The organism is Paenibacillus pectinilyticus, from assembly GCF_001700435.1.
Taxonomy (GTDB): domain Bacteria; phylum Bacillota; class Bacilli; order Paenibacillales; family NBRC-103111; genus Paenibacillus_E; species Paenibacillus_E pectinilyticus.
The window spans coordinates 1334132-1355521 of sequence record NZ_LYPC01000027.1 but is presented as its reverse complement, the minus strand read 5'-3'; the positions used below and the strand labels follow the sequence as shown (position 1 = coordinate 1355521).

The following is a 21390-nucleotide window of genomic DNA, read 5'->3' as shown; positions in this document are numbered from 1 at the left end:
CATGGACTGACACCTCTTAGTCATAGTTAAGATTATTATTACTGCTACACTAAGAGACGTCCACTATTAATTCTAAGAGCACTGATTGTCTTACCACTTACCACTAAATCAAATTGCCTCGACTACAATCACCCTATACCTTTCATCGCAAAAAACGCCCATTCTCCCTCCTTATCGAGTGAAGAATTGGGCATTTTGTTATGTCACATTCTACTAACTCACGCATCCTATCGTGCAATTGATTATCTCGTCTGTCTAAACCGCTGCGAGTATTCCTTCGCCTGATCTACCGTCGATACCCGATTACGACTCCAATCAAGCAGAATCCGATCAATGTACCGGAAATGAACCTTGCCAGCAAACACCGCTTCTTTCAAAGCCGTCATGATCAGCTCTTCTTTATACATATCCTTATCCAACCAATTGGAAATAGTTTCCAATTCCATTGGTGTTAAAGGTCTGGCAAATTCATTTTCGATCGTCGTGTAAATGTTCTTCACCCGATCATCGGACGGTGCCTGCGTCAACTGCGCATCAGCAATGGCCTGCAGCTGTTGCTCGGCAACGCGGTTTGCTAGTTTCTTATAGAGCGGCGTCAGATTATACTGCTCACTTCGGAAACCGGTTGATTCATCTGTCTCTTCATCAATTGTAATGTACTGCTCTCGAATCAGCTTCTGTACACTCGTGATAACCATATCCGGGGAGGCAGACATCCTCTCCTGGATTTCATCCAGTGTTGGGAAGTTGTTTCTTTCTTTTTCGATGAAAGAGATGAAATGGATGAGTGTCATCACGTCAACTTCACTCAAGTTCAGCCCGCGGTAATGCTTAAGCAATAAGCTCGGCACCGCGACGCTGCCCTCTTGAAAACTTTTTAGAAGAATCGCTTCGACCTTCATTTGCATATTCGGTTGCATACTCATGCGTCAATCCCCTTTCTCCCCATGGACAATGCCACTTTTTAAGGGTATAGACGGTATAACAGACGTGGGAATGGAATCGTTTCACGAACATGGTCTAAGCCACAAATCCAAGCGACTGTGCGTTCCAACCCTAGGCCAAAACCAGAATGCGGCACTGTGCCATATTTTCGAAGATCCAAGTACCATTGGTACGCTTCTTTAGATAACTCATGCTCTTTGAAACGCTGCTCCATCAGGTCTGGATCATCAATCCGTTGACTGCCCCCAATAATCTCCCCATAGCCTTCTGGCGCGATCATATCGGCACATAGCACGACTTCTGGGCGACTTGGATCAGGCTTCATGTAGAACGCTTTAATTTCAGTCGGCCAATGCGTAATGAATACCGGTGTTTCGTATTGTGCAGCAATCGCCGTTTCATGCGGAGCACCGAAATCCTCTCCCCAGGCGAATTCATGGCCATTCTTTTGCAAATAATCAACAGCCTCATCATAGGTGATCCGCGGGAAGCTGCCTTTGATTTTCTCCAACTTGGAGGTATCGCGTTCTAAGGTCTCAAGTTCAGCCTGACAGTTCTGAAGCACGGTTTGAACGATATGGGAGACGAACTGCTCTTGTACTTCCAGATTTTCCACATGATCCACGAACGCCATTTCCGGCTCGATCATCCAGAACTCAATGAGATGGCGGCGTGTTTTGGATTTCTCTGCACGGAATGTAGGACCGAAGGAATACACACGCCCAAGTGCCATTGCCGCAGCTTCCATATAAAGCTGTCCGCTTTGGGTCAGGAACGCATCTTCATCGAAATATTTGGTGTGGAACAAATTCGTTGTACCTTCACAAGACGACGGCGTCAGGATTGGCGGATCCACCAGATGGAAGCCACGATCATTGAAAAAGCCTTGAACTGCTTTAATAATCTCAGCGCGGATGACAAGTACTGCACGCTGACGCGGGCTACGAATCCATAGATGACGATTGTCCATTAAGAAATCAACACCATGCTCCTTCGGGGTAATCGGATACTCTTCGGTAACTTGAATAATTTCAACACCGGTGACGTCCAGCTCATAACCGCCTTTGGAACGTGTATCTTCCTTGACGGTTCCTGTTATGTACAGCGAGCTTTCTTGGGTTAGCTTAGAAGCGGCTTCCCAAACGTCTTCACTTACTTCACTTTTAACCACTACACCCTGTATATATCCCGAGCCGTCGCGCAGCTGTAAAAACTGGATTTTACCACTCGAACGTTTCTTATTTAGCCAACAGCCAATCGTAACGGATTCGCCGACATGATGCTTTACACCACTTATCGTACTTTTCATTTGAATATCCTTCCTCCCTAGAACTGAAGATCTTCTTATTGTACACTATTTCACGCTTGCCACGAAAGATTCAGCCCTTTGCAGCTAGCACTAATCCATAGGTATCTTGCGCGATAACCCATTCCTCATTCGTAGGAATCACAAGTACTTCAACCCGTGAGCCTTCCTTCGTAATTCGCTTCTCCATGCCTCTTCCTTGCCGATTCGCTTCTGCATCAAAATCCACCCCGAGGAAGCTCAGTCCCTCGCATACCACTTGTCGCAGCGCCTCTGAATTCTCGCCGACGCCCGCTGTAAACACAATCGCATCGACGCCATTCATCGCTGCAGTATAAGCCCCGATGTATTTGCGCAGCCGATACGTATACATGTCAAAAGCCAGTGTCGCGTTCTTATCGCCCGCTTCCCTCGCCTCCACGATCTCCCGCATATCGCTGGAGATCCCCGAGATCGCCTGTAGGCCGCTATGCTTATTCAGCATGGAGCTCACCTCGCCGATCGTCAAATCCTCCTTGCCCATTACATAGGGCACGATGGCCGGATCCAGATCGCCGCTGCGCGTGCCCATCATCAAGCCCTCGAGCGGGGTCATCCCCATGCTCGTGTCAACCGACTGGCCGCCCTGTACAGCGGCGCAGGAAGCTCCGTTACCGATGTGACAGGTAACGAGCTTCAGCTGCGCCAGCGGGCGTCCTAGGAAGGCTGCGGCACGCTCGCTGACATACTTGTGCGACGTCCCGTGGAAACCGTAGCGGCGCACCTTGTGCTTCCGGTAGAGCGCCATCGGCACCGGATATAGGTAGGCCTTCGCCGGCATCGACTGATGGAAGGCGGTATCGAAGACGACAGCCTGCGGCACGTCAGGCATGTTCGCCTCCACCGCGGAGATGCCCAGCATATGCGCCGGGTTGTGCAGCGGCGCCAAATCGAAGAGACGCCGGATCTCCTTCTTGACCTCGTCCGTGACGAGGACGGAGCTCTTGAAGGATTCGCCGCCGTGTACGACACGGTGGCCGACGGCATCGATCTCCGAGGTGGACGCCAGAACGCCATGCTCGGGATGTACTAGCACATCCAATACCCTACGGATAGCCGTGGTATGCTCCAATATTTCATCAACCTTATGGAAATCAGGTTTACCAGAGGGTTCGTGCAGGAGAATGGCTGAATCCATCCCTATGCGCTCTACTCTTCCTTTGGCCAGAACGGTGGCGTTGTCCATGTTGAACAACTGATACTTCACCGACGAACTGCCCGCATTGATCACTAGAATGTTCATAGTCGGTCACCATCCTTGTCGTAGCGGAAGAAGCCTTCTCCTGTTTTCGTCCCAAGATGACCTGCGCGAACCATTTGCTTTAGCAAATAAGAAGGTCGGTATTTGATATCACCATACTCGCGGAACATTCCTTCAAGTGCAGCCAATACAGCATCTAAACCGAATCGGTCGCACATCTCGAGCGGGCCGTGTTTAAAGTCATAGCCGATGCGCATCGCTTGATCGATATCTGCCGCGGAAGCCACACCTTCCGATAAGGTGTGAAGGGCCTCATTGATCAGTGTACAAATCAATCGTGTCGTAATATAACCTGGTGACTCATTCACTTTGATGCTTTTTTTCAAAAGTAAATCGTCAACGAACTGACGTGTATGGTTATATGTCTCATCCGACGTTTTCATCGCGCGAACGATTTCAACTAGGTTGACTTTGGCAACTGGATGCAGGAAATGCAGCCCAATCACACGCTCTGGATGAGAGGTTACAGCAGCAATCTCCGTAACGCTCAATGTCGAGGTATTCGTCGCGAGAATAATTGTAGGGGAACATATTTGATTGAGCTGAAAAAAAACATGCTTCTTCGCATTCAAATCTTCGGATATCGTCTCGATGACAAGCTCACAATGAGCCATATCCTGGATGGAATTAGCCCGTTTAATTTTCGAAAGGATGGACTTCTTCTCCGCTTCTGTAATCGCCCAACGTTCGATTTGTTTATCTAGACTTACCGTTATTTGTTCGATTGCTCGGTCGAGCTTTTCTGGTGTTTTTTCGGCAAGTAATACGTCAAGTCCTCGAGCTGCAAGCATTTCCGAGATCCCCTGTCCCATCGTGCCTCCACCGATTACACCAATTGTTCTGTACATCATAGCCTGTTTCTCCTTCTACATTCCTATCTTCCCATTACAAATATAAATGAGTCCCTTTAATTATATGTATTCTTGCCCATAAGAAGCAAAGACAAGAACCGCTGACCTAATTGGCCAACGGTCATTATTATGCACTTTGCGACACCGAGGCGTCAAATAACGTACGAAATGTTTCGCCTGAAAGCACTTCTTCCCTCATCAAAATCGCAAAGGAATGTTCAAAGACACTACGTTGCTGCTCAAGCATGCTCTTCGTACGAAGCATCAAGGCATCTAGAATCGCAGCATTCTCTTTCATTAACTGATCCTTGGTTACCATTTCACGGTCAATAATACCTAACCCCGTGAGACCTGAATCCATCATGTTGCGAACCATGGAAAGCGATTGTTCAAAATCATTCCGGGAACCTGTGCTGCGCCCACCATAAATCATTTCCTCTGCTGCCGCACCACCAAGTGCGATCATGATCTGTTCTTCGATATAGTCCTTCGTATACAAATAATGATCCTGAGGAGGATTATGACGCACATAACCTAGCGCTTTTCCCCGCGGGCTTACGGTCACCTGCGAAACGGAACCAGGGCGCACAAGCTCTGCAATAATCGCATGACCCAATTCGTGGTAGGCTACTCGTTCTTTCTCGTCATTCGCTGTTTCTTTATCAGTACGCTCACCCATCATCACTTTATCAATCGCTGAAGCCAAATGGGGTTGCTCAATCGCAAGCTTATCTTCACGCATCGCATAAATCGCTGCTTCGTTCAGTACACCTTCTAGCTGTGCACCTGAAAACCCAAAAGTTTGTTCAGCTGTTAGATCTAACGAAACACCTTCTGCAAGCGGCTTATTTTTCGCATGAATATGAAGAATCGCAAGACGGCCTTTCTTATCTGGCAGATCAACTTCAATATGTCGGTCAAAACGACCTGGTCGCAGTAAGGCACTATCCAGCATCTCTTTACGGTTCGTAGCGGCAATAATTAAAATACGCGGCGCATCATTCGTATGAATACCATCCATCTCGGTCAATAATTGATTCAACGTCTGATCATACTCACGCTGTTGTCCGCCTTCTCGCTGACCACCAATCACATCAATCTCATCGATAAAAATAATCGCGTTATCCTTGCCCTCTTTGAGCGCACGAGCTCTAGCTTCTTTAAACAAATCTCGCACACGGCTTGCGCCGACACCTACGTACATCTCAACAAACTCACTGCCTGAAGCAGCCATATAAACAGAATTCGTATAATGGGCAGAAGCTTTCGCCATTAGGGTTTTCCCTGTACCTGGAGGGCCCGTAAGCAATAATCCTTTGAGCGGACGAATCCCTAATTTCTTAATTTCCTCATGCTTAATCAAGAAATCGAGTGCTTCCATCAATTCTTTCTTTGCACGATCTTGTCCACCAATTTCATCGAATGTTAAAAATGCTGGCGTCCGGTGTTTACTCTTCCGATCACCGCCGCCTGCCGAAGCCCCCATACCGCCGCGAGTGCGCATCATGTAGAAGAGTGAGGCGCCAAGTGCCGCAATAAACAGAATGGGAATCACATTCACGCCTTGATAAACTAGGAACACAAGCAGAACAGGAATAAATCCGATACCAATCTCTTTATATATTTTACTCATTCGGCCACACTCCAATCTGGGAGATTCTAGGCAGCATGATAAATTTCGTCGCATCACCATCTGTCAAACGAATGTACACGTTCTGTTCATCCATTTCGCTATCTACTTTCATGTTCGGAATATCTGCCGCATATTTCTCTAATGTCGTAGGAATATTGGCATAATGTTTGGTCTCCATCGCTTGTGCCACTTCAAATAACGCTTTAGACCACCACTGATCTAACTGAGGAGATGAACTATTTTTCACCGTTATATTCACAGTACGCTTACCGATAATGGACGCACCGTCTTGTTTAATTTGTTCCACGACATTTCTTAGATTCGCATCTGGCTTAAGTGTCAGCTCAATATCTACTTGGCTCGAAGATAATTTCATTGTCGAGTTTGTCACACCCGCAACTGCACTAATTTTATTGGATAATGGATTTTCCATCGCAAAGCTTGTATAAGCGAACCAGCCTCCAAATAACACGCCGGCCGAAATAATCACACTCAAAATAACAGGTAAAAGACGCAGCTTCATCTTCATGGTTGGCGTCCACCTTTCTATTCGTATTTAATTTCCTATGCCTCAAAAGCTATACGAGTAGTATATCATCCGTCTTATACATATTACATTATGTAATCAGTGGGAAATAGAAAAGAAATACGAAAAAACTCAGCCTTCTATTGAAGACTGAGCCGGTATGTATCGAGAAATTTACCTTCTTTGAAGGTGTAATAATCATAGAAATACCGCGTACCTCTATCATTTTTCGTCTTATAAAATACTTCCCACACATAGTCATTTCCAAGCTTACCAGGCATGACACGCTCAATTTCAGTACTTGCATCCTTTTTGGACACCTCAGCTCGTACTTGATCTTCCGTGAACGCCTCATCGGTCATTTCCGTATGAACATCTTTGTCAGAAACCCAAGCAACGAGATTTTGACCCAGCTTATTTTCCCCGTAAACAATTTGGAAAGCCTCATCACCGTAGAAGAAATCTACTTTTGAAGCCTTCGTCATCATGGTGCTCTGATAAGCTTTCTCGACTGCTACTCGCTTCTCATCCCAATGCTCGTTCTGCACATTGAGATAGAAACGACTTAACACTACACCCAACGTTGCCACTATAAAAACGCCTAGTGTTATCGTTCGCTTCTTGTTCATAAACGCCGCGCACCTCCCCAAGTCCACATACTCGGCTAGGAATTAGCCTTTCAATCGATCAAAGCATAATTCAAATTCACGCTTAATTTTCTCTTCATCTAGTGTTAAGCACTCGCCTTTATGGACGATCCAGCTGCCGTCCACACAAACATCCACAACATCTTTGGCACATGCCGAGTACACAATATGAGATACGAAATCCGTTTTCGGTAAGAAATGCGGTTGATCAATATCAAGCGCAATGAAGTCAGCCTTCATACCAGGTTCAAGTAAGCCGACCTTATCCAGCCAAATGGATTCAGCTCCCATCCGAGTGCCGAGCAATAAAGCTTCTTGGGCAGGAATCGCTAGCGGGTCACCCGTAACCCCTTTATGAATAAGTGCAGCCAAACGCATTTCTTCGAACATATCTAGATTATTGTTCGATGCCGCGCTATCTGTTCCTAATGATACTTTAACGCCAGCGCGCAAAAGCTCAGGCAGACGAGCTACGCCGCTAGCCAACTTCAGGTTGCTTCCAGGGTTATGGGAGACACGCACATCATATTGCTTCAAAATCGCGATCTCTTCATCTGTCAAATGTACGCCATGAGCGACTAGTGTTGGCCGTGAGAACACGCCAAGCTTCTCCAAATGAGCAACAGGTCTTGCACCATACTGCTCAACATTGCCTTCTACCTCACGTCGTGTCTCCGACATATGGGTATGTATCGGTAAATCAAGATCATGCGCGGCTTGCACGATACGCTCAATATAATCAGGCGGACATGTGTAAGGCGCATGAGGCGACATCATCGTTGTGATTCTTCCATTGGCTTGTCCATGCCAATTCTTAGCAAATTCCATCGCTTCCTTCAACTTGGATGTTTGCACATCTGGCGGACATAAGCCAATAACGCCACGTGTTAGTACGCCGCGCATACCGGAATCTTCAACCGCCATCGCAACTTCGTTCATATGATCGTACATATCTACGAAAGTTGTCGTGCCACCTTTGATCATTTCAAGAATAGACAGTCGAGTTCCCCATTTCACATCTTGGGAGGTGAATTTGGCTTCCATCGGCCACATTTTCTCTTCTAACCAAATTTGCAGGGCTAGATCATCGCCATATCCGCGAAGAAGGGACATTGCCGCGTGACCATGCGTATTTACTAAGCCTGGCATGTACAATTTATTCGTCCCATCAATGACTTCATCATAATTTTCAATAGGTTCAGGGATTTCCTCACCGATGTATGTAATTTGACTGCCTTCGATAACCATGCAGCCTTTAATGGATGATTTAGCTTCCTTATTAGAAATGAAAATACCGTTCGATATTAATGTTTTTTTCATACTAAAAATCCCTCTCTTTGCTCATTCTATTAATACACAATGCTCCAATAAACTTTACATCTTCATCTCTGCAAAATCAAGGAACACGAACATGCAACTTTATATGTTAAGGAATTGTAAAATTTCACGGAATTTTCGTTGCTTTAGCGGCAATGAGTATGATACTTTATTCATTGTGAGTTTTTTCTACAATTTGGTCCTATTTATTCCTCAAATTCGTTTAAAAACTTGTACATATAGCAAATATTAGGAGGATTCTATGACAACGTTATTCACCAAAAAGAACGAAGTCGATTTCTTGCAACTTCTCATCCGTGCAGCAGAGAACGCTTTACAAACGGCTCAATTGTTTCGCACTGCCATGATGGGTGATAAGCCGCCAATCGAGTATGTCAAAGCCATTAATGATCTCGAGCATGCCGGGGATTCCATAACACACGACATCTTCCGCGGGTTGAATAAAGTATTTATCACCCCTATTGACCGGGAAGATATTATGGTATTGGCATCCAAGGTGGATGATGTCACTGACGGTATTGAAGCAACAATTGCTCGTTTTGATTATCTTAATGTTTCTCATACAGACGGCTATATGAAGGATTTCTCAGCTGTAATTGTAGATTCCTGCCAGCATATGCTTGATGCTTTCAAACTCCTCGCTAAGAAGAAATACATGCAAATTCCGGAACACACCGTTGCCATAAATTCCCTTGAAAATGATGGAGATCGCTTAATGCGCGAAGGTATTCGTCAAATCTTTATTACACGCAAAGATCCGTACGAAGATTTCAAACTCAAAGAGATCTATGAGCGCTTAGAAGAAACCACCGATGCTTGTGAAGATGTTGCCAATATTCTAGATAGTGTTGTACTTCGTTATTCTTAAGACAGCCTAGAGTCTGAGAAGTCGAAGAATGTTTTCCAGCAGGAGAACGCTAGGAGGAATTCATGTTAACCTATTTGATCGTAATCGTTATACTTGCCCTACTTTTTGACTTCATCAACGGATTTCACGATACAGCTAATGCGATTGCAACATCCATCTCTACTCGCGCATTAAGCCCGCGTGTAGCGATTATCATGGCAGCTACGCTTAACTTCGTAGGGGCTATGATTTCCTCCAAAGTTGCCAAAACGGTAGGTGGCAGTATCGCCAATCCTGCCAAAATTGAGAATGGTGTCGAAGTCGTTATCGCAACCTTACTTGCAGCCATTGTGTGGAACTTATTAACATGGTATCTGTCGATTCCATCTTCCTCCTCACATACACTGTTTGGTTCTTTGGCTGGTGCCGTAATGGCTGGAGCAGGGTTTCATGCTGTTAATTGGAGTGGGTTTATCCAAATCATTATCATTTTGGTTCTATCACCACTCATTGCTTTTGCACTCGGATTCTTGATAATGCTCCTAATAAAAAACATTATTATATGGTCAGGAAATACATCTCGATCCAAACTCAATCGGATTTTCCGCTCCTTACAAATTGTTTCCGCGGGCTTACTCTCATTTTCCCATGGTGGTAATGATGCGCAAAAAGCAATGGGAATCATCGTATTCGGTCTCGTAGCTGCGGGATATCAAACCGATTTGAATGTACCCATTTGGGTTAAAATTGCTGCCGCGTTGGCAATGGGCTTAGGAACATCCATCGGCGGATGGCGGATTATCAAAACCGTATCAGGCAAAATTGTTAAAATTGAGCCAATCAACGGGTTTGCCTCTGATTTAACATCATCACTTGTGATTCAGTTTTCAACACATTTTGGTAAAGCATTATCCACAACACATGTTATTTCTTCCGCTATTATTGGGACAGGCAGTGTGTTGCGCTTCCACGAGGTTCAATGGGGCACAGTGGGACGCATGCTTATCACTTGGATCATTACAATTCCGATCTCGATCGCACTAGCGTTCTCTATCTATTTTGTTTTGTTCCGTCTCATTTTCTAAACCAAAATAAAGAGCACGATCACGCTGGCAACAGCGCGATCGTGCTCTTTATTTTAATCGAGATAATAAGCTAAGCTTTGCAGCTCCGTTGTGAAATCCGCGTAATGCACACGGACTTCAGCAGGAACCTTAATAATGACAGGGGCAAAATTCAAGATCGCTTCAATCCCGCATGCGACGAATTCATTCGCTACATTTTGCGCTTCTGTCGCGGGCACCGTGATAATCCCGATACGTATGCCCAGTTCTGTTATGACGGATTTCATTTGACCCATCTGCCTAACGACTAGATTGTTGATAACCTCGCCTGCTTTATCTGGCAATGCATCAAAGACAGCGACAATTTTCATATCATTCCGTAAGTACGTATTATAATTGCATAAGGCTCTGCCAAGATTACCGGCTCCTACAAGTGCTACTTGAATATGACGGTCTAATTTAAGAATCTGTCGTATTTTCTCAATTAAATAAGAAATATCGTAACCGATTCCTTTTTTCCCAAACTCCCCGAAGTAGGCCAAATCCTTGCGAATCTGAGCAGGATTCAGATCTAACTTCTGACCTAAATCCTGAGATGAGACCGTTGTTACATTATTCATCGCAAGTTCGTTCAGATACCGCAAGTAGATTGGCAAGCGTCTGACGACGGCTTCTGAAATTTTTTGTGTTTTCACGAATTTAGGCTCCCCCCATCCATTGCTCAATCCTCGGTAACATTTGTTCGCACGTCATGTGTTCGATTTTGGGACCAGGCAACGAATAGAGGAAATGCTTGCCATAATACGTTTCAATAACACGTGTATCATAAATGATCACGATGCCTTTGTCCGTCGCTCTACGCACAAGTCGCCCAAAGCCTTGTTTAAAGCGAATGACTGCCTGTGGGACGGAGAATTTCATGAACGGATTCTCATTCCGCTTCTTGATGTTCTCGCATTTGGCCTCAACGAGCGGATTGTTCGGAGGTTGGAATGGCAGTCGGATGATCGCTAAGCAGCTTAGCGCATCACCTGGAATATCTACACCCTCCCAGAATGAGCTGGTGCCCAGCAGCACGCACATTTTGTTATCTTGGAACATACGGGTCAGCTTGCTGCGATTACCGCTGTCAACGCCCTGTCCAAGCACCGTGATGCCATGCGGCGAAAGCTTCTCCTTCATGCCGGCGTGAACGAGCTTCAGCATGCGATTCGAGGTGCATAGGACCAACATTCGTCCCTTCGTCACTTTCGCAACATCACTCAGCGAGGCAATCAGTGCTTCGATGAAGACAGGATCGCCTGCCCCCTTGATTGTTGGGAAATCACGCGGGATAACGACTAGTGCTTGCTCGCGATAGTTGAACGGCGATGGCAGCTGGACAGTTCTCAACTTACCTGACTCTTCGTCCGCCGGGATCGAAAGCCCTAATTGCTCCGCCGAATATTGGAACGATTTATTCACAGACAGCGTTGCGGAGGTCAAGATGATACTGTCCTTCACTTCGAAAAAGTGCTGCTGCAATAAGCCGCTCACATCCGTTGGCACCGAATTCAGTTGGACGGATTTAGCTTTTGCATAGGTCCCCGCTTCAATCCAGTACACATAGCCTTCATCCGCCATTTTCATAAAGAAATGCAAGGCATCACGATGCGCATAAAGCTCCTTGACTGTACCGTTCAGATCCGTCACCAGACCTTGAACCCCAAGACCATCCTGCTGCTCTTTCAGCTCGTTCAACAACTTATCCAAGGACCGCAGAAGCTCGTTCGCATTCAAATAGATATTATCTTCCATAATCATCAGCTCGCGCCAATTGGAAGGCAACGTTTCAGGCTTCAACCGAAGTACGTATTGCGAATTTTCCGTTTGGGATGGATCACTGCCTGAAGAGACGATGTCATACAAAGCCTCGCTTAAACGTTCCCAGTCCTCTTTGATCGAGATGATTTTTGGGAATAGTCCGTCGATGGAGTGACCCCAAACCGCCGCGCGTTCCCCAGCTTCATCTGATTTCTGTAATCGGAAACGCAGCATCGGCAGTTGACCGCTTCGATTATCTTTATACAGCCACAATAACGAATGATAAAATGCTGAAGCATGCAGCTCGATACCGAGATGTTTACTCGCCACTTCTTCAAAATGATGTGCCTCATCAATCACAAGGTGCTTGTAAGCCGGTAGAAGGCGGTTCTCAGCCTTCATATCCGTGAAAAGGAGGGAATGGTTCGTGATGATCACATCGGCCGTGTTGGCGTCATTACGCGCTCTATGATAGAAGCACTTTTTATACCAAGGGCACATCCGGTTCAAACAGGAATCCGTGTCACTTGCAACCGAGTACCAGAATTGCGCGCCTTTGTTCCCAAAGTGCAATTCCTCTTCATCGCCATGCTCCGTCTCACTTAACCACACAACCATTTGAGCAGCCGTGATCGGGTCTTCCCTGCCATTTTCATAATCCCGCGTGGTCAGCTTCGTCTCGAACTTCCGTAAGCACAGATAATGGCTTCTACCTTTGAGAACAGCTGCTTTGAACGGCACCGGGAAAATTTCCTTCAGGAGGGGAATATCCCGCTCGCGAAGCTGCTCCTGCAAATTAATCGTGTGGGTAGAAACGACCACTTTCTTCTCATATTTGAGGCCATAATAAATGGATGGAATCAAATAGCCTAGTGATTTGCCCGTTCCTGTTCCCGCTTCGATCATCAAATGTTGATCAGCTTCCAGCGCTTTTTCCACTTCGGCGATCATCTGATCTTGTGACTCCCGGTCCTCATACACCTCAAACCGCGTCTTCAAAGCACCCTTTAACCCCTGTTGAAACTCAGAAAAGGAAGCGCCAAGCGCTTGCGTGACTTGATATTCTGACCGAAGCTCCTCTTCCTCGCCCCAATCGGTCACATTTAATGTAAATTGGCGGAAGTAACGATTCGTATCCATATCAACGCTTGTTACTGATTCTTTATACGTGCAAATTTCATCCAAGAACCAGCCTAAGTCCGTGTTACCGTTTTCGAAAATATGGAATAATCTTTGCACCGTTAGAAGCGGCAAACCTAATAAGCGATCCATACATTGAATCCAAATCATCGCCGTTACTTCTGCATCACTATCTGCTTGATGGGGTCTCTCATGGTCGATGCCGAAGAGTGCAGCTACCATGCTCAACTGTAGACTCGAGATCGAGGGGAATAAGATCCGAAGCATATCCATCGTATCCAGCACACGACCTGAGAATGGCGGATAGCCCGTTCTTGTTAGCCCTCTTTGCAAAAAGGACAAGTCGAAAGCCGCTTGATGCGCCACCAGCACACAATCAAACAAAAGCGGAAACATATCCGCCATCACGGTATCCAGTGAAGGCGCGTCCGCAACCATCTCATTCGTAATCCCGGTTAAGGTTGTAATCGAAGAAGGTATACTAATCCCTGGGTTCACCAGAGAAGTATACCTATCTGTAATTTCAAATTGATCTATAATGACGAGTCCAACCTGAATAATTTCATCCCCAGGCTGACTTCCTGTCGTTTCAAAATCCAAAACAGCAAATTTCATGACGTCTATCTTCAATCCCTTCGTCCTGCACTTCTCCTAGCATACCAAATCTGATTAGGAAAAGGGAATACCTTGTTTGCCGCTTTTGATTAGGTTTCATCCAGATTAATGAGCGGCTCCATACAAGAGGGGTCGGTGTGATACGCTTTTTGAAAATATTCGAAAGCTTTCTCCAGGTTCTGATTCTGAACATGAATGCAACCCATTGCGTTATAGGAAATAGCTTTCATTTTCGAATTTTCCGTTAAAGGAAGGAGGAATTTGAAATGCTGATACGCATCACCAAACTCCCCTTTCCGCAAATGCCCCATCGCTAAGTAAACACGAGCTAGTAAGAAATCCGGCTGTCTTTGAATCAACACCTCGAATTCCTTGATCGCTTGATCGTACATATACAGCTTGTAATACCCTTGTCCACGCAAAAATTCTTCCGTTTGCTTACCGGACACGTCGAGCTCCATTAACCCATCATGTAAGGTTTGGGTGCTGATCGGTACCGCCCCATAGAACTTTCCCAGCTTCTCCTCAAAAAGCAGCCACGCCTCGATGAATTCATCGCTCATCGTTTTCAGCACTTGCAGTTGTTCGTCAAGCTCCGCCTTTTTCTCCACATCGCTGTTCGGATATTCCTTCTGGATTTCTTCCAAAACCTCATTCATTGTGGAAAATAAATGCTTAAACATTTGGCATCCCCACCTTTGCTTCGAAAGCTTACCCTCATTCTTTGTAAACAGAGCCGATTTCATGCATGGACGTCGGGTACACCACTGAACTTAAAGAACTGTCGAGTGCTCTTCTTCTTTCAGAAGTTGAGCCACTTTGTTGTTAGCCCCCATAATCGCAACGGTTGGCTGATGTTTTCGAGCTTCTTCATCCGTCATCATGGCATAAGAAACGATAATGATCGTATCGCCGGTTTGAACAAGTCTTGCTGCCGCCCCGTTTAAACAGATTACCCCTGTGCCGCGTGGCCCTGGAATAATGTACGTCTCAAGACGTGCACCGTTATTGTTGTTGACGATTTGCACTTTCTCATTCGGCAGCATATCCACAAGGTCGATCAAATCCTCATCGATGGTGATCGAACCGATATAGTTTAAATTCGCCTCTGTGACCGTGGCGCGGTGAATCTTGGCTTTCATCATTGTGCGAAACATAAAACGTCACTTCCTGACTTGTAGAATAAGATTATCAATTAAGCGTGTTTTCCCAAACTTAACAGCCAAGGCAATAATAAGAGAAGAAGTAGAATGGCTTTGATCAAAAGGCTCTAAAGTTGGGTAAGACAATACTTCGACGTAGTCAATAACGGCTAACGGCGCCGTCTGAATATGTTGAGTAACAAGATTTTGCAGCTCTAGTGATGTAAAAGATGTTGCAGCTTTACTTTGAATGAAGTCTTTGGCTTTGTTTAAGGATTGTGATAACACTAACGCTTGCTGACGTTCTTCAGTAGAAAGATACACATTCCTAGAGCTCATGGCAAGCCCATCTGCTTCTCTTAACGTAGGACATGGGACAATCTCCACTGGGAGATTCAGATCCTTTACCATTTGCTCGATCACAGCCACCTGCTGAGCATCCTTCAAGCCGAAGAATGCTTGATCGGGCTGAACAATGTGGAACAGCTTGCTTACAACGGTCGCAACCCCATCAAAATGGCCCGGCCGCGAAGCACCGCAAAGTCTAGTCGTGACTTCCGAAACACGCACAGTTGTACGAGTCGGTGTTGGGTACATCTCTTCAACCGATGGCATGAATACGAGATCCACGCCTGCTGCTTCAGCAAATGCCAAGTCTCGCTCCGCATCACGCGGGTACCGCTCAAAATCCTCACCAGGTCCGAATTGTATCGGATTCACAAAAATACTTAACACCACAAGACCACTCTGAGCTCGGGCTTTCGTCAATAGACTAGCATGCCCTTCATGTAGAAAGCCCATCGTAGGCACAAAACCTACAGATTTCTCATTCTTACGACGATATGCTTTGATTCTCGAACGCAAATCGGCAATTGTCTGAACCACTTCCATTGTGTGGATCGCTTCCATGGCCAATCACTCCTTGTCGCCGTATAAATATTGAACAACATCGTTGTCCATATGAAACGTATTTTCTTGAGCCGGGAACGTCCGAGCTTTCACTTCTTTCACATATTCGCCAATACCTGCACGGATAGTTTCCCCTATATTTGCATAGGCTTTAACAAACTTTCTGGGAGCACTGTCAGAACCATACTGTAATAGATCATGATAGACAAGCACTTGCCCGTCACAATGCACTCCTGACCCAATGCCAATCGTAGGAATCGAGAGCTGCTTCGTGATCCATGCGGCTAACTCATCCGTGACAAGCTCAAGCACAATGGCAAATGCACCTGCTTCTTCAATTGCCTTCGCATCGCTTAACAGCTTCTCTGCTTGCTCCGAGCTGCGACCTTGTACGCGGAACCCGCCCAATTGATGGACAGACTGTGGTGTAAGTCCCAAATGACCTACGACAGGCACGCCTGCCTCAGTAACAGCTCTAACGGTAGCCGCGATTTCAGCTCCACCTTCCATTTTCACTGCTTTCGCGCCACCCTCGCGCATCAAACGTCCGACTCCCTGCATCGTCGCATCCAAGCTTCCATGATACGTAAGGAATGGCATATCCGCAACGACGAACGTATTCGCGGCTCCGCGAACGGTAGCTCTTGTGTGGTACACCATATCATCCAAGGTGACAGGTAACGTTGAATCATAACCCAGAACGACATTCCCTAGTGAGTCACCGACGAGAATAACATCCACGCCAGCCTCTTCCGACAATCGTCCTGATGGATAATCATAAGCGGTTACCATCGTAATCGGTACGCCATCTTGCTTCATTTTTCTCATCTTTGCTGTTGTAAGCGCCTTGCGTTGTTCCATCGTAATCCCAGCTTCCCGTATAAAAATAAAAAACCTTTTAGCTAAGAGCTAAAAGGAACGCATGCAGAAAGAATCAATGATCCCTCTGTCTCGGTCCCGTAAGGCTCAGAGCAGAATCCAACATCTTGTTTCATAGGTTATTCCGTTGTCGAAATGAGAAATGTTGCTCTCATTAACAACCGTAATTCGATACAACTCGATAACTTGCAAATGATACACAACGAAGTGCAGTTCCTTTAAGGATACCGCCTTCTCCATCTATTATACCAAAGCTTGCTCGCGGAGGATACCCTTTATCTCCCACTACCTGAGTTCAACATCTCCCGAGTAGATCTTAATCCGCTCACCCGTTGGTGAAATCACCGTCAAAGCGCCCGAATCATCTAACGAATCTGCAAAGCCTTCAATGACGCCCGTTGGAGTTGTTGTTCGAATAGGTCGTTTCAACGTAACACTTAGAGCTTCCCATAATAAGCGAATAGGGGCAAAACCTTTCTCCAAGTAAAGTGCATACATCTCCTCGAATTCCAATAGAAAAGCTTGTACTAAGCTCTCGCGTGACACTTCGATGCCAGACTCTATCGCTAACGATGTCGCTACCGCGCGCAATTCTTCTGGGTAGTCTTCGGTTAACAAATTCACACTAATGCCGATCCCCGCAATGACATACTTCAGACGTTCATCCTCGCCGCTGCTCTCTAGCAAAATACCGCTAACCTTCTTCCCATGAATCAGAAGATCATTCGGCCATTTAATCCCGATCTCAACGTGGCACACTTTCTGAATGGCACGACATAGTGCAACTGCACTTAACAACGTGAGCTGTGGCATAAAATATACAGGAATACGCGGAGTCAGAATTAGACTCATCCATATCCCCTTACCCGAAGGAGAATGCCAGCTGCGCCCCATTCGGCCTCTGCCAGCTGTCTGCTTCTCCGCAAGCACAATCGTGCCCTCAAGCGCCCCTGCGGCGACCAGCTTATGAGCAATCGTCTGTGTCGAGTCTACTTCGTCGTAGATATGGACTTTTTGGCCAAGAACTTTGGTTCTCATCCCGTTCAAAAGCTCACTAAGCTGCCACTTGGCAGGCTTACCAAGCAGCCTATAACCCTTGCGCGGAGCGGCTTCAAACGTATACCCTTCCGCACGCAGTTCCTCAATGTGCTTCCAGATCGCTGTACGGGTCACACCAAGCCGCTTACTAATCTCTGCACCTGACACGTACGTTTCTGGTGACTGCTCAAAAAGCTCTAAAATTCGTTCATTCATACGATTTCACTCGCAATCTCATAGTTTGATCGATAGATGCGCGTTGGAACGCGCGGTTTGTGTATAAACACTCATTTAAACTTGACTCATCGCCAATTTCGTAACGAAAACTAAAGCTAAAATGAAACTAAAATCGAAACTAAAACTAAAACTAAAACTAAAACGCGCTTGAATAACTGTATTTCATACAGTTAATTTTACCTGATTCAGTGATAGATTGGAATTAACTGGATTTTATGTAGTTATTCTCATGCATTTCAGTCATTTTCGACGAAATCCAATAATTTAACTGTAGTTATTACAGTTAAACACGAATTGGAGGAGAAATTGGAGGAAATAGCTGGAGTTTTTCCAGTTAATCGGATCTCAGCTTATAATGCATGTGGCATCTCAGAATCCGCCACAACATAAGAAAAGCCGCACAGCGCTGCTACTTCGCAGCCTGCGCGGCGTGAATCAATGCCTCGCGCTCATTCGGGATTTCTCCGAGCGCGGCTCGCTCGAGCAACCCACACAGCGCTGCTACTTCGCAGCCTGCGCGGCGTGAATCAATGCCTCGCGCTCATTCGGGATTTCACCAAGCGCGGCTCGCTCGAGCAACCCTTGCAGCGCTGCTACTTCGCAGCCTGCGCGGCGTAAATCAATGCCTCGCGCTCATTTGGGATTTCACCGAGCGCAGCTCGCTCGAGCAACCCCGCACAGCGCTGCTACTTCGCAGCCTGCGCGGCGTAAATCAATGCCTCGCGCTCATTCGGGATTTCTCCGAGCGCGGCTCGCTCGAGCAACCCCTGCAGCAGCTGCCCCATCCAGGGGCCGGGCTGCCGGTCCAGAGCCGTCGCCACATCCTCGCCGGATATGGCAAGGGCCTTCAAGCTGAAGCAGGGAACCTCCTTCAGCCAAACCTCCCCGCGCCGCAGCAGCGCCGGCGCGGCAACTCCCATGAAGCGCGCCAATTCGCCGCGCTTTCCATCGCCCTGCGGCAGCTCGCGCAGCAGCCGCAGTAGCGCGCGTGCCGCGGCTTCGCCGCTGCGCACCGCGCCAAGCTTCCAGACCCGCTCCAGCGGAGCCGGGTCTTCCTCGATGATCTGCGCGGCGACAGCCTCGCGCAGCGCAAGCACGCCCGCGACGGCCAAGCCGTCGGCGCGGGAGAAGGTCAGCTCCTGGAGTGCCGCGCGGACTACGTCCGCTGGCACCTCCAGGAGCATCAGCAGCATGGCCCACCGGTCATGCTGCTCGTCCAGCGCGCTGACAGCGTCCAGCGCGACATCCCAGGCGAGCCAAGCCTCAAAAGGCAGCGGAAGCTGCTTTTTGAGGTGGCCCAGCAGGCCGCTCGCCAGTAGAAGCCGCACAGCACGCGCAGGAGCTGGGCCTTCAACCATGCGCTGCAGCTCGCTGCGCACGCGCTCCATAGCAATATGGCGCAGCAATGGCGCATTCGCCAGCAGTGCTTGCCACGTGCTTGCCTCGATCTCTAGGTCATACGTCGAAGCAAAACGAATGCAGCGAAGCATGCGCAGCGCATCTTCGCCGAAACGTTCCTCCGCAACGCCTACGCAGCGGAGAACCCCCGCGGTCAGGTCTTCCTGACCGCCGAAAGGATCCAGCAAATCGCCTGCCTCATCCATAGCCATCGCGTTCATCGTGAAGTCGCGGCGTTTCAAATCTTCGGTCAAATCGGATATATATTCAACGGAAGCAGGACGTCGAAAACCTTCGTACGCCGCTTCCTTGCGAAAGGTTGTTACTTCATAGGTGCCTTGAGCCATCAGAACCGTCACTGTGCCGTGCTGCAGACCCGTAGGCACCGTACGATGAAAGAGCTGCATCACTTGCTCAGGCAACGCTGAGGTCGCAATGTCGACGTCTTTAATTGGACGCTGAAGCACAGCATCGCGTACACAGCCTCCAACCAAATAGGCCTCATACCCAGCTTCTGTGAGCTTCGCCAATACTTGTGAAGCACCTGGATCATTGATTAGCTTACTTACATCCAACTTGATTCTCCTATCCAGCATCTTACTGACATGAAGACGCTGCAATGCGATGTGATTCAGGGAGCTCTCTCCCTAATACGCGGTAATAAATTTCTTCATATTGGAGCGTTGTAATATCGTTACAGAACGTATAACGCGCACGATTCAAACAATTTTGCGCAACTTGTTCATAGAGCACTTGATTTTTCAACAGATTAATCGCATAAGCTGCCATTTGCTCCGTATCACCTACTTCAGCCAAATACCCTGTTTCACCGTGAGTAATTAACTCAGGAATACCTCCCGCATTTGAACCGATGGTTGGTACGCCACAAGCCATAGCTTCTAAAGCTACAAGGCCAAAGCTTTCTTTTTCCGATGGAAGCAGCATGACATCCGCCAATGAAATAACTTGAGCCACGTCATCCTGCTTGCCACAGAATGTGACCTTATCCGTTAGGCCAAGCTCTTTCACTTTCGAAATCATTTTCGAGAGATCCGGACCCTCTCCTACAAATAAGAGCCGTGAAGGCACTTCCTTAACCACTTTCGCGAAAATATCTACAACATCCTGCACCCGTTTCACAGGTCGGAAATTGGAAATATGGATAAGGATTTTCTCATCTGGCCGTGCAAATTCACCTCTGAGCTTCGATATATCCCGCGGGTAGTACACTCGTTTATCAACAAAGTTATACGTCAAATCGATATCACGATCAATCGCCAACAATTCTCGCGTTTCTTTGATAAGATCTTGAGATACAGCAGTTACCGCATCGCTCTCATTAATGGCATAACGAATCAAGTCCGAAATCGAATGATCCTGCCCGAGTACAGTAATATCTGTTCCATGAAGCGTGGTAACAACTTTCAGATTCGAGCCTACCATTTGCTTCGCTAGAAGCGCGCAAACCGCATGTGGAATCGCATAATGCACATGCAGGAGATCCAGATTCTCCATTTTGGCAACTTGTGCTAGTTTACTGGCAAGGGATAGATCATAAGGGGGATAACGGAACACATAGTACTGACTGACTTCAACTTCATGATAAAATATATTTTTATGAAATTTACCTAATCGAAACGGCATGCTATGCGTAATAAAATGGACTTCGTGTCCTTTTTCAGCTAGAAGCTTACCAAGCTCTGTCGCAACTACGCCTGAACCACCCAAAGTCGGATAACAGGTAATTCCAATTTTTAATTTGTCGTTCATCT

Annotated in this window: 19 protein-coding genes; 2 read left to right on the top strand and 17 right to left on the bottom strand. The window is 46.9% G+C overall.

Features of this window, described 5'->3' with window-relative positions; translation table 11 throughout:
* Positions 1-242 precede the first annotated feature (242 nt).
* The 8 genes from A8709_RS27850 to A8709_RS27815 all read right to left on the bottom strand — a co-directional run bounded on the left by A8709_RS27850 (position 243) and on the right by A8709_RS27815 (position 8528).
* The gene (locus A8709_RS27850) at positions 243-926 is read right to left on the bottom strand and encodes a DnaD domain protein (RefSeq protein ID WP_065857255.1); all 684 of its coding nucleotides are present in this window, start codon (positions 924-926) and stop codon (positions 243-245) included.
* 38 nt (positions 927-964) lie between these two features.
* Positions 965-2260, bottom strand: a complete 1296-nt coding sequence (gene asnS, locus A8709_RS27845) for an asparagine--tRNA ligase (RefSeq protein ID WP_208607759.1) — start codon at positions 2258-2260, stop codon at positions 965-967.
* Positions 2261-2324: 64 nt separating this feature from the next.
* Positions 2325-3533 (bottom strand): acetate kinase, encoded by a 1209-nt coding sequence (locus A8709_RS27840; RefSeq protein WP_065857252.1) that lies wholly within the window; start codon positions 3531-3533, stop codon positions 2325-2327.
* Positions 3530-4402 carry a 3-hydroxyacyl-CoA dehydrogenase family protein gene (locus A8709_RS27835; protein WP_065857250.1) on the bottom strand — a complete coding sequence of 291 codons (873 nt, stop codon included), beginning with the start codon at positions 4400-4402 and terminating at the stop codon, positions 3530-3532. Before A8709_RS27835 ends, A8709_RS27840 begins: the two co-directional genes overlap by 4 nt.
* A gap of 127 nt (positions 4403-4529) precedes the next feature.
* Positions 4530-6035, bottom strand: coding sequence for an AAA family ATPase (locus A8709_RS27830; protein WP_065857248.1), 1506 nt, complete (start codon positions 6033-6035; stop codon positions 4530-4532).
* Positions 6028-6564: a hypothetical protein gene (locus A8709_RS27825; protein ID WP_244163325.1), complete on the bottom strand. Its 537-nt coding sequence runs from the start codon at positions 6562-6564 to the stop codon at positions 6028-6030. The genes A8709_RS27830 and A8709_RS27825 overlap by 8 nt, the downstream gene beginning before the upstream one ends.
* A gap of 137 nt (positions 6565-6701) precedes the next feature.
* Positions 6702-7190 carry a cell wall elongation regulator TseB-like domain-containing protein gene (locus A8709_RS27820; RefSeq protein WP_065857246.1) on the bottom strand — a complete coding sequence of 163 codons (489 nt, stop codon included), beginning with the start codon at positions 7188-7190 and terminating at the stop codon, positions 6702-6704.
* A 42-nt stretch (positions 7191-7232) separates the two neighbouring features.
* Entirely contained in the window at positions 7233-8528 is a 1296-nt protein-coding gene (locus tag A8709_RS27815; RefSeq protein ID WP_065857245.1) for an amidohydrolase, read from the bottom strand.
* A 259-nt stretch (positions 8529-8787) separates the two neighbouring features.
* Here A8709_RS27815 and A8709_RS27810 point away from each other — a divergent pair, with 259 nt between their 5' ends.
* Both A8709_RS27810 and A8709_RS27805 read left to right on the top strand, forming a co-directional pair.
* Positions 8788-9414: a DUF47 domain-containing protein gene (locus tag A8709_RS27810; protein WP_065857243.1), complete on the top strand. Its 627-nt coding sequence runs from the start codon at positions 8788-8790 to the stop codon at positions 9412-9414.
* Between the two features lie 62 nt (positions 9415-9476).
* Positions 9477-10478, top strand: coding sequence for an inorganic phosphate transporter (locus A8709_RS27805; protein WP_065857241.1), 1002 nt, complete (start codon positions 9477-9479; stop codon positions 10476-10478).
* 53 nt (positions 10479-10531) lie between these two features.
* On the opposite strand, the gene A8709_RS27800 is transcribed toward A8709_RS27805, so the two are convergent.
* From A8709_RS27800 to bshA, 9 genes are all read right to left on the bottom strand, one after another.
* Positions 10532-11152: a redox-sensing transcriptional repressor Rex gene (locus A8709_RS27800; protein ID WP_065857239.1), complete on the bottom strand. Its 621-nt coding sequence runs from the start codon at positions 11150-11152 to the stop codon at positions 10532-10534.
* Positions 11153-11156: 4 nt separating this feature from the next.
* Positions 11157-14015 (bottom strand): ATP-dependent DNA helicase DinG, encoded by a 2859-nt coding sequence (gene dinG / locus A8709_RS27795; protein WP_065857237.1) that lies wholly within the window; start codon positions 14013-14015, stop codon positions 11157-11159.
* An 89-nt stretch (positions 14016-14104) separates the two neighbouring features.
* Positions 14105-14698 (bottom strand): tetratricopeptide repeat protein, encoded by a 594-nt coding sequence (locus A8709_RS27790; protein WP_065857235.1) that lies wholly within the window; start codon positions 14696-14698, stop codon positions 14105-14107.
* Between the two features lie 90 nt (positions 14699-14788).
* Positions 14789-15172, bottom strand: coding sequence for an aspartate 1-decarboxylase (gene panD, locus A8709_RS27785; protein WP_065857233.1), 384 nt, complete (start codon positions 15170-15172; stop codon positions 14789-14791).
* A 6-nt stretch (positions 15173-15178) separates the two neighbouring features.
* On the bottom strand, positions 15179-16048 hold the full coding sequence (gene panC, locus A8709_RS27780; protein ID WP_065857440.1) for a pantoate--beta-alanine ligase: 870 nt from the start codon (positions 16046-16048) through the stop codon (positions 15179-15181).
* A 24-nt stretch (positions 16049-16072) separates the two neighbouring features.
* Complete coding sequence (gene panB, locus A8709_RS27775; RefSeq protein WP_065857231.1) at positions 16073-16927, bottom strand: 3-methyl-2-oxobutanoate hydroxymethyltransferase; 855 nt, start codon at positions 16925-16927, stop codon at positions 16073-16075.
* A gap of 303 nt (positions 16928-17230) precedes the next feature.
* Positions 17231-18199 carry a biotin--[acetyl-CoA-carboxylase] ligase gene (locus A8709_RS27770; protein WP_065857229.1) on the bottom strand — a complete coding sequence of 323 codons (969 nt, stop codon included), beginning with the start codon at positions 18197-18199 and terminating at the stop codon, positions 17231-17233.
* A gap of 707 nt (positions 18200-18906) precedes the next feature.
* Complete coding sequence (locus A8709_RS27765; protein ID WP_244163324.1) at positions 18907-20193, bottom strand: CCA tRNA nucleotidyltransferase; 1287 nt, start codon at positions 20191-20193, stop codon at positions 18907-18909.
* A gap of 22 nt (positions 20194-20215) precedes the next feature.
* Positions 20216-21388: an N-acetyl-alpha-D-glucosaminyl L-malate synthase BshA gene (gene bshA / locus A8709_RS27760; RefSeq protein WP_065857228.1), complete on the bottom strand. Its 1173-nt coding sequence runs from the start codon at positions 21386-21388 to the stop codon at positions 20216-20218.
* Positions 21389-21390 lie beyond the last annotated feature (2 nt).